Annotated in this window: 15 protein-coding genes; 10 read left to right on the top strand and 5 right to left on the bottom strand. The window is 55.4% G+C overall.

Going from position 1 to position 18,121, the window contains the following annotated elements; all coding sequences use genetic code 11:
- The first annotated feature begins 65 nt into the window (after positions 1 to 65).
- Positions 66 to 1,415 (top strand): phosphoglucosamine mutase, encoded by a 1,350-nt coding sequence (glmM, locus tag A9753_RS05695; RefSeq protein WP_067781645.1) that lies wholly within the window; start codon positions 66 to 68, stop codon positions 1,413 to 1,415.
- Positions 1,416 to 1,450: 35 nt separating this feature from the next.
- A complete protein-coding gene (locus tag A9753_RS05690) occupies positions 1,451 to 2,290 on the top strand; it encodes a hypothetical protein (RefSeq protein ID WP_067781642.1) in 840 nt (279 codons plus the stop codon).
- Positions 2,291 to 2,585: 295 nt separating this feature from the next.
- Here A9753_RS05690 and A9753_RS05685 read toward each other — a convergent pair whose 3' ends face one another.
- Positions 2,586 to 3,710, bottom strand: coding sequence for a twin-arginine translocase TatA/TatE family subunit (locus A9753_RS05685; protein WP_067781640.1), 1,125 nt, complete (start codon positions 3,708 to 3,710; stop codon positions 2,586 to 2,588).
- 264 nt (positions 3,711 to 3,974) lie between these two features.
- Between A9753_RS05685 and A9753_RS05680 the strand changes: the two genes are divergently transcribed.
- Entirely contained in the window at positions 3,975 to 4,613 is a 639-nt protein-coding gene (locus A9753_RS05680; protein WP_067781637.1) for an O-methyltransferase, read from the top strand.
- 317 nt (positions 4,614 to 4,930) lie between these two features.
- Here the strand turns inward: A9753_RS05680 and A9753_RS05675 are convergent, their stop codons facing one another.
- Entirely contained in the window at positions 4,931 to 6,139 is a 1,209-nt protein-coding gene (locus tag A9753_RS05675; RefSeq protein WP_067782292.1) for a P-loop NTPase, read from the bottom strand.
- Between the two features lie 216 nt (positions 6,140 to 6,355).
- On the opposite strand from A9753_RS05675, the gene A9753_RS05670 reads away from it, so the two are divergent.
- The gene (locus tag A9753_RS05670) at positions 6,356 to 8,284 is read left to right on the top strand and encodes an acyltransferase family protein (protein ID WP_067781634.1); all 1,929 of its coding nucleotides are present in this window, start codon (positions 6,356 to 6,358) and stop codon (positions 8,282 to 8,284) included.
- A 195-nt stretch (positions 8,285 to 8,479) separates the two neighbouring features.
- On the opposite strand, the gene A9753_RS05665 is transcribed toward A9753_RS05670, so the two are convergent.
- Both A9753_RS05665 and A9753_RS05660 read right to left on the bottom strand, forming a co-directional pair.
- Positions 8,480 to 9,304, bottom strand: coding sequence for a sugar phosphate isomerase/epimerase family protein (locus A9753_RS05665; protein ID WP_067781630.1), 825 nt, complete (start codon positions 9,302 to 9,304; stop codon positions 8,480 to 8,482).
- A complete protein-coding gene (locus A9753_RS05660; protein ID WP_067781627.1) occupies positions 9,301 to 10,011 on the bottom strand; it encodes a YflT domain-containing protein in 711 nt (236 codons plus the stop codon). The genes A9753_RS05665 and A9753_RS05660 overlap by 4 nt, the downstream gene beginning before the upstream one ends.
- 162 nt (positions 10,012 to 10,173) lie before the next feature.
- Between A9753_RS05660 and A9753_RS05655 the strand changes: the two genes are divergently transcribed.
- Positions 10,174 to 11,466, top strand: coding sequence for a magnesium transporter MgtE N-terminal domain-containing protein (locus A9753_RS05655; RefSeq protein WP_067781624.1), 1,293 nt, complete (start codon positions 10,174 to 10,176; stop codon positions 11,464 to 11,466).
- Complete coding sequence (locus tag A9753_RS05650) at positions 11,459 to 11,971, top strand: DUF1003 domain-containing protein (protein ID WP_067781620.1); 513 nt, start codon at positions 11,459 to 11,461, stop codon at positions 11,969 to 11,971. The genes A9753_RS05655 and A9753_RS05650 overlap by 8 nt, the downstream gene beginning before the upstream one ends.
- Before the next feature lie 160 nt (positions 11,972 to 12,131).
- Here A9753_RS05650 and A9753_RS05645 read toward each other — a convergent pair whose 3' ends face one another.
- Entirely contained in the window at positions 12,132 to 13,697 is a 1,566-nt protein-coding gene (locus A9753_RS05645; protein ID WP_067781617.1) for an aminopeptidase P family protein, read from the bottom strand.
- Positions 13,698 to 13,851: 154 nt separating this feature from the next.
- Between A9753_RS05645 and A9753_RS05640 the strand changes: the two genes are divergently transcribed.
- The 4 genes from A9753_RS05640 (at position 13,852) to prfA (ending at position 18,119) form a co-directional block, all read left to right on the top strand.
- Complete coding sequence (locus A9753_RS05640) at positions 13,852 to 14,697, top strand: PHP domain-containing protein (protein WP_067781614.1); 846 nt, start codon at positions 13,852 to 13,854, stop codon at positions 14,695 to 14,697.
- A 140-nt stretch (positions 14,698 to 14,837) separates the two neighbouring features.
- On the top strand, positions 14,838 to 16,529 hold the full coding sequence (locus A9753_RS05635) for a DUF5129 domain-containing protein (RefSeq protein WP_067781611.1): 1,692 nt from the start codon (positions 14,838 to 14,840) through the stop codon (positions 16,527 to 16,529).
- Between the two features lie 162 nt (positions 16,530 to 16,691).
- On the top strand, positions 16,692 to 16,904 hold the full coding sequence (rpmE, locus tag A9753_RS05630) for a 50S ribosomal protein L31 (protein WP_067781608.1): 213 nt from the start codon (positions 16,692 to 16,694) through the stop codon (positions 16,902 to 16,904).
- A 132-nt stretch (positions 16,905 to 17,036) separates the two neighbouring features.
- Positions 17,037 to 18,119 carry a peptide chain release factor 1 gene (prfA, locus tag A9753_RS05625; protein ID WP_067781605.1) on the top strand — a complete coding sequence of 361 codons (1,083 nt, stop codon included), beginning with the start codon at positions 17,037 to 17,039 and terminating at the stop codon, positions 18,117 to 18,119.
- The last annotated feature ends 2 nt before the right edge of the window (positions 18,120 to 18,121 follow it).

Raw genomic sequence — 18,121 nt, 5'->3', positions numbered from 1 at the left:
ATCCCCACGTGACCACTGCATGCCCAAGGCGTAAGCCCACCCCCAAAAAATTCTAGGAGGCCACTGTGGCTCGACTGTTCGGAACCGACGGCGTGCGAGGCTTAGCAAACGACTTACTCACCCCTGCGCTCGCGGTTCAACTCGGTGAAGCAGCAGCGCGAGTGCTGACAGAAAAAAGCCTTGTTGCTGGCAAGCGTCCTCGGGCCATCGTTGGCCGTGACACCCGCGCATCTGGTGAATTCCTTGACCACGCCATCAGCGCAGGCCTCGCTTCCTCTGGTGTGGACGTCACCCGTGTCGGTGTTTTGCCCACCCCAGCAATCGCTCACCTCACGGCCACCCAGGACATTGACTTGGGCGTCATGATTTCCGCCTCCCACAACCCCTTCCCTGACAACGGCATCAAATTCTTTGCTCGTGGGGGCTTCAAGTTGGAAGACGCCGTTGAAGACGAAATCGAAGCACTGCTTGGCGCTGAACTGACACGCCCTACCGGAGCGGACGTTGGCCGTGTTATCAAGGGTGAAACCGTTGCTGACCAGAACTACATCAACCACCTCGTCAATGCCGTGAACACGGACCTCAGTGGTCTGCGCATTGTGGTTGACGCATCCAACGGTGCAGCTTCCGTAGTAGGACCCGCTGCCCTGCGGGCAGCCGGTGCCGAAGTGCTTGTTATTAACGCCTCACCTGACGGTCTGAATATCAATGCCAACTGTGGTTCCACCCACCCCGAACAGCTCCAGGCATACGTCCGCACCGTGGGCGCTGACATGGGTGTGGCCTACGACGGTGACGCCGATCGCTGCCTAGCTGTTGACGCAGCTGGCAACCTCGTGGACGGCGATCAGATTATGGGTCTTCTCGCTGTAGGCATGAAGGAAGACGGTACACTCGCCTCTGACACCCTCGTGGTTACGGTGATGAGTAACCTTGGCCTGCTTAACGCTATGAAGGCCCGCGGTATCCGCACTGTCCAGACCGGTGTGGGTGACCGTTACGTTCTTGAAAAGATGCTTGCTTTTGGATACACCCTCGGTGGCGAACAGTCCGGCCACGTCATCGATTCCATTCACGGCACCACCGGTGACGGCGTACTGACCTCTCTGCGTGTTGCTGCACGTATGAAGCGTACTGGCGCTTCCCTTGCTGAACTCGCTTCTATCGTTGAGCGCATGCCCCAGACCCTTATCAATGTGCGTGGTGTGGATAAGAGCCGCGTGACCACTGATGCCGGTGTTCAAGATGCCATCAGTGCTGTAGAAGAGAAACTTGGTGATAGTGGGCGCGTGCTTTTGCGTTCTTCCGGTACTGAGCCTCTCGTCCGCGTCATGGTGGAAGCTTCCACTCAGGATGAAGCCGATAGGGTTGCTCAGCACCTCGCTGACGTTGTCAAAGACCGCCTGGCTCTCTAATTTATTTTCGTATCGAATTTAACGGAGAAATAACGATGAGTGTACTAGACGGAGTTCTCGCTGAAGGTAATGCCGATAACCTTGACCTTCCTGAGATCGGAATGTTTTGGTACGGACCAAAATTGCACCGCGCGGAGCAAATGTCAATGCAGTCGTATCTCAATCAAGGGCATCGGGTAAAACTGTTTTGCTATGAAGAGCCACATGGTGTTCCTGAAAAAGTTCAGATTCTCGACGCAAATCAAGTGATTCCAGAAAATAAACTTTTCTATAACCAACGTGGTGGCGCAAAAGGGTCTCTTGGGGCTTTTTCAGATGCTTTTCGTTTTAGGATGTTCAAACTTTTTCCTGGCATTGTGTGGTCCGATACTGACATGGTTTGTTTAAAGCCTGTGTGTGATCATATTGATGGATACCGTTGGGGGTTTGAGAGTGAGAATAGAGTCAATGGGGCTTTACTCTCTATTCCTATTGATTCGCCATTGTTTAAGTGGTTTTATCATGGTTCTATGCGTCCTAATATATGGATGCCTTGGGATTCATGGAATGATCGATATATTAAATTTCGTCGTTTTGTCAATCGTAATCACCCTGGAAACATTCAGCATGGTGAATATGGGCCAACTGGTTTGACACAAGCGGCAAAGTATTTCTCTCTATTGGACACAGTTCAACCTGGACACGTGTACTATCCGCTTAGTTACCATGATTGGGAAAACATTTATTTGGCTCCTGCTGCAGACTCTCGAGAAGTGCTTCTCGGTGCAACATGTCTTCATTTATGGAATGAGGCGCAAAGATGGGCGTCTTGGGATAAGGATGGTTCATGGCGCTCAGATTCTCTATTTGAAGAACTTTGGTCTGCGCTCATGTGATGGATAGTTTCGAGAAATATCCGTATGTATAAGATGGATCTGTCATTTTCTACAGATTAAATCGCTCGGGTGGAGTTGGAATTTGTATTTTCTGTTTTCAATTTCTTGAGATTTTGGAAGATAATCAGGCTAATGAGCCGGTAGGACCTACAACGGTATTTAGTTAGTTTGAGTGCGAACTCCTTCGCATGCATTCATGTGGAATGGCGTTAAACTAAAAATGATTGCGCGTATTGGCTGTTCGCAGTCGATGAGATATTGGTGTGGGCCCCAGTCAACTGAGCCCCCTCGTCAATCAGAGAGTGACGGAGCGCTTGGAGGCTTGGGTGCGAGCGGCCTTCTTGGACGTGCGGATTACGTCGCGCGGGTTGAGCGGAACAATCGTCACATCAGAGGCAGTGGGGGAGAGCGTCGAGGGAACCGTGGTGGATTCGCGCTCTGCATCATCCACGCCAGCCTTGATAGCGGCAGCATCAGCCAATGAAGCAGCCTCTTCGGCGACCTTCGAGGCCTCATCAGCAGCAAGAGCAGCATCGCGAGCGGCAGCGGCGGCGGCTACAGCAGCGCCGGCGGCAGCAACGCGGGGGTTGACTACCTCCTTGGCGTCCTCGTCCTGAGCCTCGGTAGCGTTTTCTGAATCGTCAGCCACTACCTCGCTGCCAGAACCAGAGTCTTCGTTTTCAGAGGTTTCAGGCGCGGAGGACTCTACGGAGGACTCGTCTGCATCAGTCACGTCGGCAGGTGCGTCTGAGGATTCCTCAGAGGAGATATCAGCGGACTCAGCGGCATCATCGTTTGAGGTGGCTGCTGAATCATCACCGTTGTCGGTGGAATCCGAGGACTGAGCATCCTCGCTGGCATCAACGCTCACGGCCTCGGGAGCATCAGCATCGACGGACTCGGATGTGCTGGAATCAAAGGAATCAACGGACGGTGAGGCTGCGTCGTCGGAAGAAGCGGCAGCGGTGGAATCAATGGTGGAGGAATCGTTAGAAGAATCAGAATCAGAAGCGGTTGCCGTGGCAGCAGCCGTAGCAGCGCCACCAGCGGCAGCACCAGCCTTGGCTGTGGAGGACAGGCTCAGATCGTTCTTTGATGGAGCAGATTCCTTAACGGCGTCAGCCACTGACTTGAAGGGATCTTGAAGATCGCGCTTAATCGCGTCAAGATCCTCACCTAATGCATCACGCACAATCTTGCGGGGATCGTATTGGCGAGGATCAAGATCCTTGAGATTCATATCAGCCAGTTCAGGGCCGATTTCCTCAGCAATAGTGGACTTTGCATTGTCCAAAGCTACACGGGCTTGGCGCACTAACTGACCAAGTTTTTGGGCGTACTCCGGTAAGCGCTGCGGGCCAACAAGGACCACAACGAGAAGAAAAATGACGAAAAATTCGGAGCCGTTGATCCCAAACACAATCCTCAGTATAGCCGTGATTGATAAGGGGGAAATCCTGCCTCGTCGTCGGGAGATGAAAGGACTCATTACGTGCCATGAGGGCCTCCCTTGTCAGTTAAGAGGACCATCGCGTGACGGGAAGGAAAGAGAAGGGACTAAGGTGCCTGGCAACGGCGTGATGGCGAATAAGGAACCTGATGAGAACTATAGTGACGCGTCTGATCAGCAATAACGGTAGAACCTGGCACAATAGTGCCCACAGACCACATGAGAGGAATCAATGTGAGTGCAGATAAAAACCTCACCTGGAGTTTTACTGAAGAAGTAGCAGCTCAGGATGACATGACGTCTGCCGCACGGGTGCATGCCAGCGAAATCGGCGCCACTGCGGTTTCCGCTGGTGAAGGAGCAGTTCTGCGCATGCTTGCCGCCGCAACCGGAGCCAAAGCTATTGCTGAGGTCGGCACAGGGGCAGGAGTTTCCGGACTCTGGCTACTGGCAGGCATGGGGGATGACGGCGTACTCACCACTATTGACGTGGAACCTGAGTTCCAGCGCGAAGCCCGTAAGACTTTCGCCGCTGCCGGATACCCGTCCTCTCGTACTCGTATCATCGGTGGCCGTGCTCTGGACGTTATGCCCCGTATGGCAGCACGCTCTTACGACATGGTGGTCCTTGACGCCGAACCGCGTGACACCGCAGACATGATTGAGCACGCCATCCGCATGCTCCGTCATGGCGGTGTTCTAGTGATTACTCGCGCTTTGTACAACGGCAATGTTGCTGACCCGGCCAAGCGTGATGAAGTGACTGTCGCTATGCGTGAACTGGGCAAGGATCTGCGCGCCCGTGAAGATGTGCAGACCACCCTCCTACCCACTGGCGACGGACTGCTTGTTTGTGTCAAGACCGGTGCCTGAGTAACCACCTTATCGTCTGTTACTCGTGTGCTCCTTAATTAGTGCTAGTCATGAAGAGACAACTCATTCTTCATCGATTAGTGATAACAGACTGAACAGAGACCACGGGCGAGAAACAGTTAGTTACTAGCAATCGTTATGACAATATCGGGGCACCTCAAACCGCGATGAACGGGATGAGGCGCCCCGAGTTTTAGTGTGGTGGCGTAGGTTTGAGGAGCTTCAATGGCCAATAGCGAAAAATGGCCTGTTCTAACGGCTAGTGCTGGTTATTGATGGCCACCAATAAACGCTCCCATCAGTGGAATGCCTGCAATTTATTGGGGAGTCACTCCAAGCGGGCGACCAGCTAGGCCACGGGCGCGCTTGGTTAGACGCTGAGCGACCTCGACCAATGCCTCCGCAGCAGGGGAGCCCTTAACAGGGTCAGCGTTGTGAGGAACCTTCGGGTTCACGAACTGATCGTCATCTGTCTCAGGAGTGTTCTGTGCCGCCGGAGCGCCGCCGATGGTGGCGGGGCGACCCACGTCGCTGCCTTCACGCACAGCAATATCGAGCGGCAACTGGGTGAGCAGAGGAACCTCGTATCCCAGTGCTTGCGTCAAAGAGTCAGAGACCGCCTGACCGCCACCGGAACCGAAGATTTCCACGCGGGAACCATCAGGTATCGGCATATAGGACATATTCTCAATAACCCCAACAACACGCTGGTGCGTCTGCGAAGCAATAAGACCGGTGCGTTCAGCAACCTCAGCGGCAGCCAACTGCGGGGTAGTGACCACGATGATCTCAGCATTGGGCAGCAACTGGGCCACCGAGATAGTCACGTCACCGGTGCCAGGAGGAAGATCGAGGAGGAGTACATCAAGGTCTCCCCAGTAAACGTCGGATAGGAATTGCTGGACGGCACGATGAAGCATAGGGCCACGCCACACCACAGGCTGTCCTTCATCAACGAACATGCCGATGCTCATGACCTTGACCCCATGAGCAACCGGAGGAACGATCATGCCGTCCACCTGTGTGGGGGTAGTGTCCACGCCCATCATGCGAGGGATAGAGAAACCGTAGATATCAGCATCAACCACGCCAACACTTAATCCCTGAGCAGCCATTGCGGCGGCAAGGTTCGCGGTAACGGAAGATTTACCCACGCCGCCTTTACCGCTGGTGATTGCGTAGATACGGGTGAGGTTACCGGGCTTGGTGAATTGGATAGTGGGTTCGGCTGCTCCGCCGCGCAGGGTGGCGCGGAGCTGAGCCTTCTGCTCGTCGGTCATCACGCCGAGTTCAACATGAACGTCGGTGACTCCCTCAACCTTGCTGACTGCGGCAATCGTGTCCTTGGTGATGGTGTCTTTCAGAGGGCATCCCGCAACAGTAAGATCAACGCCTACCGTGACCACGCCGTCGTCAGTGATATCCACGCTGCGTACCATGCCAAGTTCGGTGATGGGACGCCGGATTTCAGGGTCGATGACGCCGGTCAAGGCTTCGCGGACTGCTTCTTCGGTGGGATAACTCATGGCCATAGTCTACGTCTGTTGTGCTTGCGTCCCCATTCCTGCCTTTTCTTCGCACTATGATGGGCCAGTGTCTCGGTCCCAGGATTCCCACGTCCGTGACGTTATGCCGTTGGCGCATGTGAACGACTTATCTACCCCAGGAAGTCGCCGTTGAGAATGTCTTGAGTACACGCCCTAGTGTGATTGTTGTCAGAAATACTAAGTTGAAGGAGTTGTATGCCCACCGCACGTCCACACTCTGTGCGCATGCGCGGTCTTGACGGATTGCGAACTATCGCTGTTGGGGTGGTCCTGGGCTACCATCTTCTTCCTCGTCTGGTTCCTGGCGGTGTGGTTGGTGTTGATGTCTTCTTTGTGATTTCCGGCTTCCTCATCACCTCCCTTCTTCTTACTGAACGACGCCGCACCGGCCGTATTGATATCGCTCGCTTCTGGCTCAGGCGTTTACGACGGTTGGTTCCCGCGGTGACCCTTATGGTCATGACAGTCACCGCGTTGGCTGCTATGGCTGGGGGAGATATCTTGGTGGGGATTCGCCGCCAAGTTCTAGGAGCGCTGACTTTTTCCTATAACTGGGTAGAAATTGCCCACGGCTCCTCTTACTTTGATCACACTCGTCCGGCATTGTTGACCAACATGTGGTCGCTGGCAGTTGAGGAACAGTTTTATATTTTCTGGCCCCCGGTGATCGTGCTACTTCTTGGTAGGCGCCTGACTCGCTGCTCTCGTTTCATGGCTGCTGGTATGACGGCTGTGCTTGCAGTTTTCTCAGTTGGGTGGGCCTGGTATTTGACTCAAGGTGGAACAGATCCTTCCCGCGTATATATGGGAACGGATACGCACGCTTACGGCCTCATGATTGGTTCGGCGTTGGCTCTGGCTGATGGATGGGCTTTGGATGCTGCTCGCAGGCCCACGAACTGGCTCGCCCGTGCTGTTGCCTCCTGCCATCATCGTCACGATGCTGATGCCACAACTCCCCTCGCACTGATGAGAGTGGACCACGCGCTCGTGATGGGTCGCGGAATCATCGGTTGGGCTGGCTTAGCAGGCATTGTGATGTGTGCACTGAACATCAATGCTTTGGACCCAGGGATGGTTCCGTGGGGACTGGCAACGGGGTCCTTGTGTGCAGCAGCTGTGGTACAGGCATTGATTCCATCGATTGCTGCGCGTCGCGGACCCGGACGGGCATTAATTCATGTTCTTGACCATCCTGTGTTGACCTGGTTAGGCGCACGTTCTTACGGCATTTACTTGTGGCATTGGCCCTTGTGGGTCTTGGCATTTAGCGTCTTTAAGGGAGTCAGTGGCCCCTGGTGGGCAGCATTACTGATTCTTTTGAGCGTGCTCATTGCTGATCTGTCCTACAGGTTTGTTGAAGTTCCAATGAGGAAAGACGGCTTCGTGCCTACTCTCCGCAGGTGGCGCACGCTTTCAAGTCACCAAACCATGGCAGCCTTGGCTGCGGGCGCGACCGCAGTAGTGTGTGTGGCTGGCGCCGGTCTTGCTGCGCAACCTGAACGCACCAGCGTTGAAGAACTTATAGAATCGGGTGCTCAGGCAGTGGCTTCTGCCGAAGCATCCACCCCTGAAACCAGTACAGCGCCGCCAGCAGTACCAGCGCCTACCCCAGCGAGTTCGATTCCTTCCCCCGATCCCGTTCAAGGGGATGAAGTCTCTATCGTGGGTGATTCGGTGACCTTGGCATCCGCTGGCGCATTGACTGAAAAACTCCCCGGGGTTGCCATTGATGCTGCCGTCTCCCGTTCAATGCTTGCCGCCATGGATGTCCTCAAAGGGCTCGATGCCGCCTATGGCGCTCGGCCTTACGTGGTGATTGCTCTGGCAACGAACGGCACCGTGGACCGTGAACAACTCAACGAGATTCTCAACTACCTCGGTAAGGATCGCCGACTTGTTCTGGTCACCGGATATGCACCCGATTACGCTACCTGGGTTCCTCCAGCCGACCAGACGATCCGTGACTTTGCCACGGAGTACCCGCAGCAAGTTCGCGTGGCATCATGGGACAACGTTATTGTGTCCCACCTGGAGTTTCTCGCTGATGATGAGATTCACCCCGGCCCTGAAGGCGGTGAACTCTACGCTGCTGGCGTGGTTGAGGCGCTTAATTCTTTCTAGTCTGTACGCACTGGTGAAGCATAGAAAATAATGACTGGGGTGAGGGATTCATTAGGGTTGAATGAGGCGAGTTCTGAAAACGCTATCCCACCTGCATAGCACGTTAGTTCCTGCAATCACTAAGTCAAGTCAACTCCGTGAGTGTTTTTATGCGAGTAGTACTTCTATGAACGTCGTTGCACTGCGTGAGTTTAATCATTGAGGAGCATCGTGGCCTAGGTGCTTGCGGCAGAAAGCCAAGCAATCAGCGAGAGCTTCACGACGCTTATCTTTGGATAGGGACCGCGTGCCCACCTCAATCACCACGTCGCCGTCAAAGCCGGTGGAGGCCAAGAACTGCAGCAAACGTTCAGGATGCTGAGAGCCTTGTCCAGGAAGAAGGTGATCATCCTTCGGGCCGGCCACGCCATCAGTCATATGCACATGGCGCAGCGTAGGCCCCAAGGAACGAGCCATTGCCAAACTGTCACAACCCGATGTGGCTGCATGGGACACATCGAGAGTCACTGAGCGATAACCCTGACCGATCGGATCCCACGTGGGGGAATAGGCCTGGAAGTCACGCGTGGAATGAGCAGTGCGGGTACGCCAGGTAAACATATTCTCCACGGCTAGACGTACCTCCGTGCGCTGCTCGCGCTCGGCAATACCGGAGACAAACTGTCGCGCGTAGCGGGTCTGCCAGAAGAACGGTGGATGAATGACTACAGTTGAGGCCCCCACTGCTTGAGCCAGTTCAATTGAGCGATCAATTTTGCCCCACGGTGATGCGCCGAACACTGAGCGCGTCAGCAGCAAGGTCGGTGCATGGATAGCAAGGATAGGGATGGAATAACGGTCCATAAGCGTACGCAGTGTGGAGGCATTCTGCGTATTGCGGTCACTCCACACCATGATTTCCATGCCGTCATAGCCCAGGGAGGAAGCAACCTCGAACGAGGCCTCCGCCCCCTCGGGATACATCGATGAGGTCGATAACCCCACACGGACCTCATGAGTACTTCGGGGCTGATCAATCATGAGTGGTTAGTATCCTCCGAGGGTCCTTGCTGCTCACCATGAGTGGGTTGCATAGGAGAGGAAATGGAAGTGTTGAGCATTTGCTCGCGTTCCTCAGGACTTAGACGCACCCCAAAGCGAGGCTTCTCGTTGGGACGAGAGCCAAATGTGCTGGGAACTGACGGATCCTCGCTGCGTTCGGTGCGGCGTCGAGAACCGAACTGCCCGCCGGGGGTGAGGTTACCTTGCTGGTGAGCTAGAGCCTTAGCAGCTTCATAAGCCTGATCGGAAGCCATGATGGCGTAACGGGCAGCGATTACCTGGGAAACAGATGTGAAGTCACGGCGACCACGGCGCATGGCATACGAAATTCCCTGGAACGTGGCCCCCCATAACACACCTAAAGCTAGGCATCCGACGATAGTGAAACTGTTCATTGAATCGCTGCTGGTTAAGTAAAAGACTGCAGTGAGTAGCACACCCAACCACAGGCCATTGATTGCGCCAGAAAGAAGAACACGTGGCCATGTCATGCGCCCTGTGATGTGCTCGACCTGGCGTAGATCCGTCCCCACGATTGTCAGGGCCTGCACAGGAAAACCGGAATCAGCCAGCATATCGACTGCCTCTTGAGCCTGAGCGTAAGTGGAAAAGGATGCCACTTCATGACCTTGGGTGGCTCGAAGAAGAATTGAGGGTGCCGTGTTGGGGGTTGGTGCAGGTGTCATAGAGCAATAATCCCATGCTTGACGCCGCGGTGACGTATTCCGTGAGTAATACCGCCACTAGCGCAATGCCGTCATCTTCGGGGGGGCGTAAGAGAGACCTGTCTTGTTTTCTCGCAAAGCCTAACGTGGCATTGCAACGCGTTAGCCACGTAGTCTTAAGGAGTGGAGAACACTAGGAATCGCCCCAGCACCCGCGTCTTTGTTGCGCGACTGGCAGGAACAACTGTATTCGATCCCCTTGGTGACGCAGTCGGCAAGGTTGCAGACGTCGTGCTCCTTCTTCAGTTGCGTGACGCACCCCGCGCAGTGGGGGTAGTGGTCGAAGTTCCAGGGCGGCGCCGTGTTTTCCTTCCACTCTCACGCGTCACCTCCATCGCGCCTGGTGCCGTCATTACCACCGGACTACTCAATATTCGCCGATTCACCCAGCGTCACGTGGAAACCCTCGTCGTGGGGGAAATGCTTGATCGCGTTGTGGAAATGAAAGATGGAAGTGGCAAAGTCACCATTCGTGACGTGGGTATTGAAAAGGACCGCGGTCAGGACTGGAAGGTTACCCGCTTGTTTGTCCAGCGTTCCTCTTCCGGACCTTTAGGTTTGCGCAAGGGAGAGACCTTCATGGTTACTCCTGAAGATGTGGTGAGCCTTGGTGGCACGCCCGAACAGCAGGGGGCAACCGCACTGCTTGCCACGATGGAAGATCTTAAGCCCGCCGACCTGGCTGATGTGCTTCACAACCTGCCTGATGCTCGTCGCATGGCTGTCGCTGCTGAACTCAGCGATGAACGCCTCGCAGACGCACTCGAAGAACTCGGTGACGATGATTCTGTCTCCATTCTCTCCGCTCTGGACTCTTCGCGTGCAGCCGATGTTCTTGACGTGATGCAGCCAGACGATGCCGCAGACCTCATGTCCGAACTGCCAGACTCTAAAGCCACCGAGTTACTTGCCTTGATGGAGCCCGAAGAAGCAGAAGACGTGCGTCGCCTCATGGCTTATGACGAATACACCGCCGGCGGCCTCATGACCACTGAGCCCATGATCCTTCCCCCTGAAGCAACTGTGGCCACACTCCTGGCCCAATCACGCAAGGCAGAAGTGACCCCAGCCCTCGCGGCTATCGCCTTCGTGACCCGCCCCCCACTGGAGAGTCCCACAGGACGATTCATTGGCGTGGTTCACTTGCAACGTGCACTTCGTGAACCTCCTCAGACGCTGGTCGGCTCAATCGTTGATCGAGACATTGAAACCGTAGGCCCCGATGACTCAATCGGTACCGTCACGCGCCTCCTTGCTACCTATAACCTCACGGCACTGCCAGTTATCGATGAGGCCCACCGGCTGCTTGGCGCCGTGAGCGTCGACGATGTTCTTGACCACCTGATGCCTGATGACTGGCGTGAAGCCGATGAAGCCATCACTGACGAAACCATTGAGAGGAGCGCAAATGGCTGAGTCCCTCGATACGCCCCTAGAATCCAGTCGCCGCTTACGCTTCAATGGCGGTGACAGTGAAAGTTTTGGACGCTTCGCTGAAGCCACCGCCCGATTCATGGGCTCACCGAAGTTCATCCTTTACATGACGATCTTCGTGGTGGCATGGATCAGCGCCAACGTCATCCTCGTGGCCTACGCAAAGCACTACGCCTGGGACCCCTACCCATTCATTCTCCTCAACCTCGCATTCTCCACACAGGCCTCCTACTCAGCACCCCTTATTCTTCTTGCACAAAACCGCCAAGATGATCGTGACCGCGTGACCGCTGAACAGGACCGTCAGCGAGCAGAGCGCAACCTTGCGGATACTGAATTTCTCACCCGAGAAATCGCTTCACTGCGCCTCGCTATGAACGAAGTGGCCACCCGTGACTTTGTTCGCGGCGAACTGCGCGACCTGCTCGATGAGATTCGTGAAATGACAGAAGACGAAGACACTAACGACGATCAGGACAACAATTAGTTCGTAATCTAGCGCTCGGTTGTTTCAACGTGAAGGGGGCTGCACCCAATGGTGCAGCCCCCTGAAGTTATCTCATCTCCGCTTATTTCTGTGACGACAAGGAAGGTCATCGCCAAGATTCAGTGGTGATGAAACGTCAACTGTCATAAGTCAATGACGCTCAGTTGTCCGACTGAATAAGGCTGGTAATCCATGCCTCGACGTCGTCGATGGTACGAGGAATGGATTCGCTCAGACGCTCCACGGAACCATCGGGACGAACGATGCAGTCATCTTCAATGCGCACACCCATGCCGCGGAACTCTTCGGGAACCTTGAGGTCATCTTCTCGGAAGTACAGGCCAGGCTCGATGGTGAAGCACATGCCCGGCTCCAACTCAGCATCCATGTACATGTCACGACGTGCCTGAGCGCAGTCATGGACATCAATACCCAGATGGTGGCTGGTGCCATGAACCATCCAGCGGCGGTGGAACTGGCCCTCAGGTTTGAGAGTCTCCTCAGCGCTTACACCATCGGGAAGTAAACCCCACTTTTCCAAGCGGTCAGCGAGAACCACCATGGCTGCTGCATGAAGGTCACGAAACTTTGCTCCCGGTTTGTTTGCTGCAGCCAGAGAAGCCTCGCAAGCATCAAGAACAGCCTGGTACACGCGAGCCTGGGGCTCAGTAAAATGACCATCGACGGGGATAGTGCGAGTAATATCGGCGGTGTAGAGGGAATCCACCTCAACGCCTGCATCAACCAGGACCAGGTCACCAGAACGTACAGGGCCGTTGTTATTAATCCAGTGCAGCGTATTGGCATGGTTACCAGCAGCAGCAATTGTTTCATAGCCCACGCCGTTGCCTTCTTCGCGAGCTTTTGCGCCAAAAGCCCCTTCGAGAACGCGTTCGCCACGCCAGTGCCCCTGGGCGCGAGGAATGGAACGGATCAGGTCATCGAAACCTGCTCGGGTGGCGTCCACGGCGTTCTGCATCTGCTGAACTTCCCACGGATCTTTGGTCAAGCGCAGTTCGCTCAGTGCTTCCATTAGAGCTTCATCACTGGCTTGAGCTTCACTGCCGGAGGATAGGCCGGCCTGGCTACGAGTAGAGTCTACGAGAGAGGTCACTGCGTCATCAGCCTCAAGAACTACACGCAGATTCACTCCGCCGGGACCGGCATCCTTAGCCAGAGCATCAGGAAGAGTATCGATGTGTGCGCAGGTGATGCCGGTGAGGGTCTGGATTTCCTCCAGGCTCGGGCGGGCCCCCACCCACAATTCCCCGTAACGTGCATTGGCGTAAAACTCCTCGCTCGACCGTGAAGCGCGAGGACGGAAATAGAGAACAGCTTCATGAGTTGCCTCGCCTTGAGCAACTTTGCTGGAAGCGTCAGTGAGTGGGTGAAGAACCAGAACGGCGTCGGGCTCGAAGTTCGTACCGGTACCGGTCATATGAGCGAACGCGGAATGAGGACGGAACAGGTAGTCGCAGTCATTTGAGCGAACCTTTAGCGGGCCAGCCGGAATGACGAGGCGTTCGCCGGGGAAGGAGGCGCCAATCGCAGCACGGCGCAGTGCAGCGTAAGGGGCGCTATCGAGAGCCTCAGTAGGACCCTGGGGACGTGGACCCCACCCATCGCCAATGAAGTCGCGGAAATTCGCGCAGTACGGCTGAGCCGAACGGTTGGAACCGCGAGAGGCCATCGACTGGGGGGCTTGGGTTTCGGATTCATTCGTCATACCACCATCGTGCCACGTTTGCCTGGACCAGACCTGTCACCAAGCGCAGAACGAACACAACACTCAACACACATGTATCGCTGTCAACGAAAGGACACTTATGCAGCACCATCCACGCAAGGAGCACAGTAGTGAAGAAACGTACACTGCACATATGCGCATCGACCCCCATACGCACAGTTCCTTTTCTGACGGAACAGACACGCCCACCGAGTTACTAAGCAAGGCACGCGATGCAGGCCTGGACGTCATTGGCCTGACCGACCATGACACTGTTGCTGGATGGGAAGAAGCAGAACGTGCTGTGGCCACCAGTGGCGTGAGTTTGCTGCGTGGAATGGAGATCTCCTGCGCCTGGCAAGGCATCTCTATGCACCTGCTCAGTTACCTTCATGATCCTGCCTACCTGCCGCTTTCTGATGCATGCCTGCGAGCACGCGAGACTCGCGTGACTCGCGCCCAAGAAATGGTCGCTCTTCTCGCCGTTGACTTCCCGATCACCTACGAGGAAGTAGTCCAGCAAGCAGGGGGAGCAGTGACCATCGGGCGCCCCCATATCGCCGATGCTCTCGTGGCCAAAGGCTGCTTCCCCGACCGTAGCGCCGCCTTCGCTGGCCCTCTTCACAACGGTTCGCCCTATTACGTGCGTCACTGGGCGCTCGATCCTGTTGACGCCGTGGCACTCGTTCGCGCCGCAGGGGGCGTTCCCGTCGTAGCCCACCCGCGCGCATCAAAACGCCAGAAGAAACTCATTCCCGATGAAGTCTTTGGCCAGATGAAAGACGTCGGCTTGGCCGGTGTTGAAGTCGATCACCGTGACCATGGCCCCGAACAACGTGAACAGGCCGCAGAGATCGCTCAGCGATACGACCTGATGATGAGTGGTGCCTCCGACTATCATGGTGCGGGAAAGCCTAATTTGCTGGGAGAAAACCTCATGCCCGAGGCCATGCTTGAGACAATCCTTGAGGAAGGCGCTTTGCCTCTCGTCACCCCCTGAGAATACTCAGTGAGCGTGGGATAGCGGTATGTCATCATCCGGAAGGGGGAGTGGTCCCCGCTGATTCATCCCTGCGTCAGTCCCCTTCACTGTGGCGGAGCAGACATAATAGGCTCATGGGATATACCGGACGCAGGTTAGTGAAAGCATCACAGGATGTTGCCACTGTGGGACAACAGCGCAACTACCGTGTCATCGGCGTGGTCATCACGCTGGTACTGATTGTCGTGTCACTTTCTCTCCTTCCACTGTCACTAGCACTGGGATTCACGCAATCACACGCACCTGAACAGGTCGTGATTCATGATGAGGCTAACGTACTCGATACCAGGTGGCTTGAAGAAGAAATCTCCAACGTCGATTTCTACACCTCAGGTATGCGTGTCCTAGTGATGAGTGTGGGAGACATTCCCCCGCAAAGCCTCAATGACGAGATGCTTGAACGGATCCGCACCTCCTACGCTGATGAAGGGTGGATTGACCCCGCCCATCCCAATGTTTTCGCTCCCCACGTCCTCATCATCGCTTTCTCACCTGAAGGGCGTCAGGTGGGTTCCTACTTCGGTGAAGATGTCATGATCGGCGCCTCGGGAGAAACAGCCGTCCAAGACGCCGCAAAACCCGACTACCGCGATGGTCGCTGGCAGCAAGGCACCCTTGAAGCAGTCAAGGAAGCAGCAGGACGTATTGATCGCCCGTTCTTTGCCGGATTCTGGGGATGGTTCATCGGTGGCATCGCCGCACTCGCAGGACTCGTAGGTCTTGGAGGAATGGGGCGTGTTCGGGCAAAAAACAAGTCCATTATCAACGGACTCAAACGCTCTTACACCAACATCACCAAAGACTTTGACTCCACCGCGCTCGCGGCCATGATGCTTCCTCAGGACAAAGACCATTCCACCCAGGTACTCGCCCGCTATGAGCAGTACAAGCAGGACTATTACGCGGCCACCAGTGTGATGCAAGGATTCTCCGAGCCCAAGGGGCTGCACTTGTTCAACCCCAATGTGAGCACTGATTTACAGCGCATCCATGACCGGGTGGTCTCTGTTGATGCCATGGATGACGTTATTAGGAACGCTGAAATCTTGTATTCCCATGGGCCCACCTGGCAGCAGGTCTGGTTCAATGAAATCGGGCCCATCTGTGAAGAATTGGCTGCATTGTCTGACATGGCGATGGACTCCCAACGCCGCTACCCTGGTGTCAATTTCACCGAGTTCCAGAGGTATGTGGCTGACGCTTTCGGGCAAGTGGATAGCCTCGGCATACAACTAGGGGAAAAGGCCATCGATGCTGAACAAGCACTCAGCGAACTCGATGTCATTGCTCAGACTACTCGTATGCAAGGTGCTCGGGTCATGGAAATGATTATGGAGCGCATGCCTGAATACCAGCGCCGCGTATTTACCGGTTCAATCTCAGTTGCCCAGCAGAAGGAGCAGGTCTACAAGGGATATTGGCGTTGGGGTAACCGCTCCATGAGTTACAACCCCGCCAGCACCATTCGCGCTCACGAGGGAAGTGTGTACTGGAACCCTGACGCCGTATGGGCTGCAACCACTCGTGCAGGAAACCTGGATGTCAGCCAGTCCTCATGGGGACGGCGCTATTCCTGGGGAGGCGGACCCTACCCGCGCAGTTACTATGGCAACCGCACTTACTATGGTCCTGTGGTTCTTGTGGATCGTGGTTACCACTCCGCGCGTTCCACTGCTGATCCGTCGCGCTCGAATACCTCTTCTTGGGGTGGCTCAGGTGGCCGCGTGGGTGGATTCTCAGGCGGATCTGGTGGAAGTTTCTCCGGTTCTGGTTCCTCATCCTCCTTCTAGGTCGCCAGAATTCTTTGGTAATCCGTCTGTGGGGCGTGCCCCGTCTCACGTGATCTCGCCTTGTTGATAGGTGTGCCTCTATGGAAAGATAATTCTTTGGTTGCCGGTTCACCGTCACAATCCGTGATGGACCCGGAGCCCTCTGACGCTAAGGAGAAACCTATGAAGCAGGGGATCCACCCCGAATACGTGACCACTCAGGTGACCTGCACCTGTGGTAACACGTTCGAGACTCGTTCCACCGTCACCTCCGGCGAAATTCGTGCCGATGTGTGCTCTCAGTGCCACCCGTTCTACACGGGCAAGCAGAAGATTCTGGACACCGGTGGTCGTGTGGCCCGCTTCGAGGCTCGCTACGGCAAGCGCTCCAAGTAACTGTCTTATCCCGACGCCGATCTGCACTATCGTGTAGGTCGGCGTCGGTGTCGTATCTGGCCAGTGCCCGCGCACTACGGCTAAAGCACCATCATTATGTCACCCCAGCCTTCGCATTACAGAGAGTCAGTCATGTCCCAAGACTTTTCAGCAGCACAGCCCCTCCTTGACGAGCACGCTGAGATCGAAGAACAAATGGCTTCCGAAATGGCTTCTGACCCCGTGGTGCTGCGCAGGCTCGGCCGCCGTTACGCAGAACTCGGTCCTGTGGTGGCCGCGTATCGCACATGGCAACAGGCTGCCCAAGATTTGGCTGACACGCGAGACCTTGCTGACGATCCTGACTTCGCTGCGGAATTGCCTGCCCGTGAGACGGAGGAATCTGCCGCAGCAGACCGCCTGCGCCAACTCCTTGTTCCCCGTGACCCAGATGATTCGCGTGATGTGATTATTGAGGTCAAAGCTGGTGAAGGTGGTGAAGAATCCGCCCTCTTCGCCGGTGACTTGGTGCGTATGTACTTGCGTTATGCTGAATCCAAAGGCTGGGCTACCGAAATGCTCGATGCTACCGAGTCTGACCTTGGCGGCTACAAAGATGTTCGTATCGCGGTGAAAAACCGTAGTGCGGTACCACCTGAAGAAGGTGTGTGGGCTCACCTCAAATATGAAGGTGGAGTACACCGTGTTCAACGTGTTCCCGTCACCGAAAGTCAGGGACGTATTCATACCTCTGCGGCAGGTGTCCTAGTGATGCCTGAAGTTGATGATCCGGGTGAAATCGAAATTGATCCCAATGATCTGCGTATCGATGTGTTCCGTTCTTCTGGCCCTGGTGGGCAGAGCGTGAATACTACTGACTCAGCAGTCCGTATTACTCACGAGCCCACTGGCATTGTGGTGTCGATGCAGAATGAAAAGAGTCAGTTGCAGAACAAGGAAGCTGCTATGCGTGTGCTCCGTGCGCGACTCTTAGCAGAACGTGCCGCCCAGGCTGAGGCTGAAGCAAGCGCAGCCCGTCGTAGTCAGGTTCGTACCGTGGACCGTTCCGAGCGTATCCGTACCTACAACTTCCCTGAAAACCGTATTGCTGATCACCGCACGGGATACAAGGCTTATAACCTTTCTGCTGTGCTTGATGGGGATCTTGGTCCTGTGATCGAGTCTGCCATAGTGATGGATGAAGCAGAACGTATGGCTGCTGTGGGGCAGGACTGACC

Source organism: Actinomyces vulturis (assembly GCF_001687305.1).
Taxonomy (GTDB): domain Bacteria; phylum Actinomycetota; class Actinomycetes; order Actinomycetales; family Actinomycetaceae; genus Actinomyces; species Actinomyces vulturis.
This window is presented reverse-complemented; position numbering and strand designations above follow the sequence as displayed.

Bases quoted from the DNA above. Each gene is read 5' to 3' on its own strand.
- A9753_RS05650 (WP_067781620.1), top strand. From the start codon at position 11,459: ATGGCTGAGTCCCTCGATACGCCCCTAGAATCCAGTCGCCGCTTACGC.
- A9753_RS05660 (WP_067781627.1), bottom strand. From the start codon at position 10,011: ATGACACCTGCACCAACCCCCAACACGGCACCCTCAATTCTTCTTCGA.
- prfA (WP_067781605.1), top strand. From the start codon at position 17,037: ATGTCCCAAGACTTTTCAGCAGCACAGCCCCTCCTTGACGAGCACGCT.
- A9753_RS05665 (WP_067781630.1), bottom strand. From the start codon at position 9,304: ATGATTGATCAGCCCCGAAGTACTCATGAGGTCCGTGTGGGGTTATCG.
- A9753_RS05690 (WP_067781642.1), top strand. From the start codon at position 1,451: ATGAGTGTACTAGACGGAGTTCTCGCTGAAGGTAATGCCGATAACCTT.
- A9753_RS05645 (WP_067781617.1), bottom strand. From the start codon at position 13,697: ATGACGAATGAATCCGAAACCCAAGCCCCCCAGTCGATGGCCTCTCGC.
- rpmE (WP_067781608.1), top strand. From the start codon at position 16,692: ATGAAGCAGGGGATCCACCCCGAATACGTGACCACTCAGGTGACCTGC.
- A9753_RS05675 (WP_067782292.1), bottom strand. From the start codon at position 6,139: ATGAGTTATCCCACCGAAGAAGCAGTCCGCGAAGCCTTGACCGGCGTC.
- A9753_RS05640 (WP_067781614.1), top strand. From the start codon at position 13,852: ATGCGCATCGACCCCCATACGCACAGTTCCTTTTCTGACGGAACAGAC.
- A9753_RS05670 (WP_067781634.1), top strand. From the start codon at position 6,356: ATGCCCACCGCACGTCCACACTCTGTGCGCATGCGCGGTCTTGACGGA.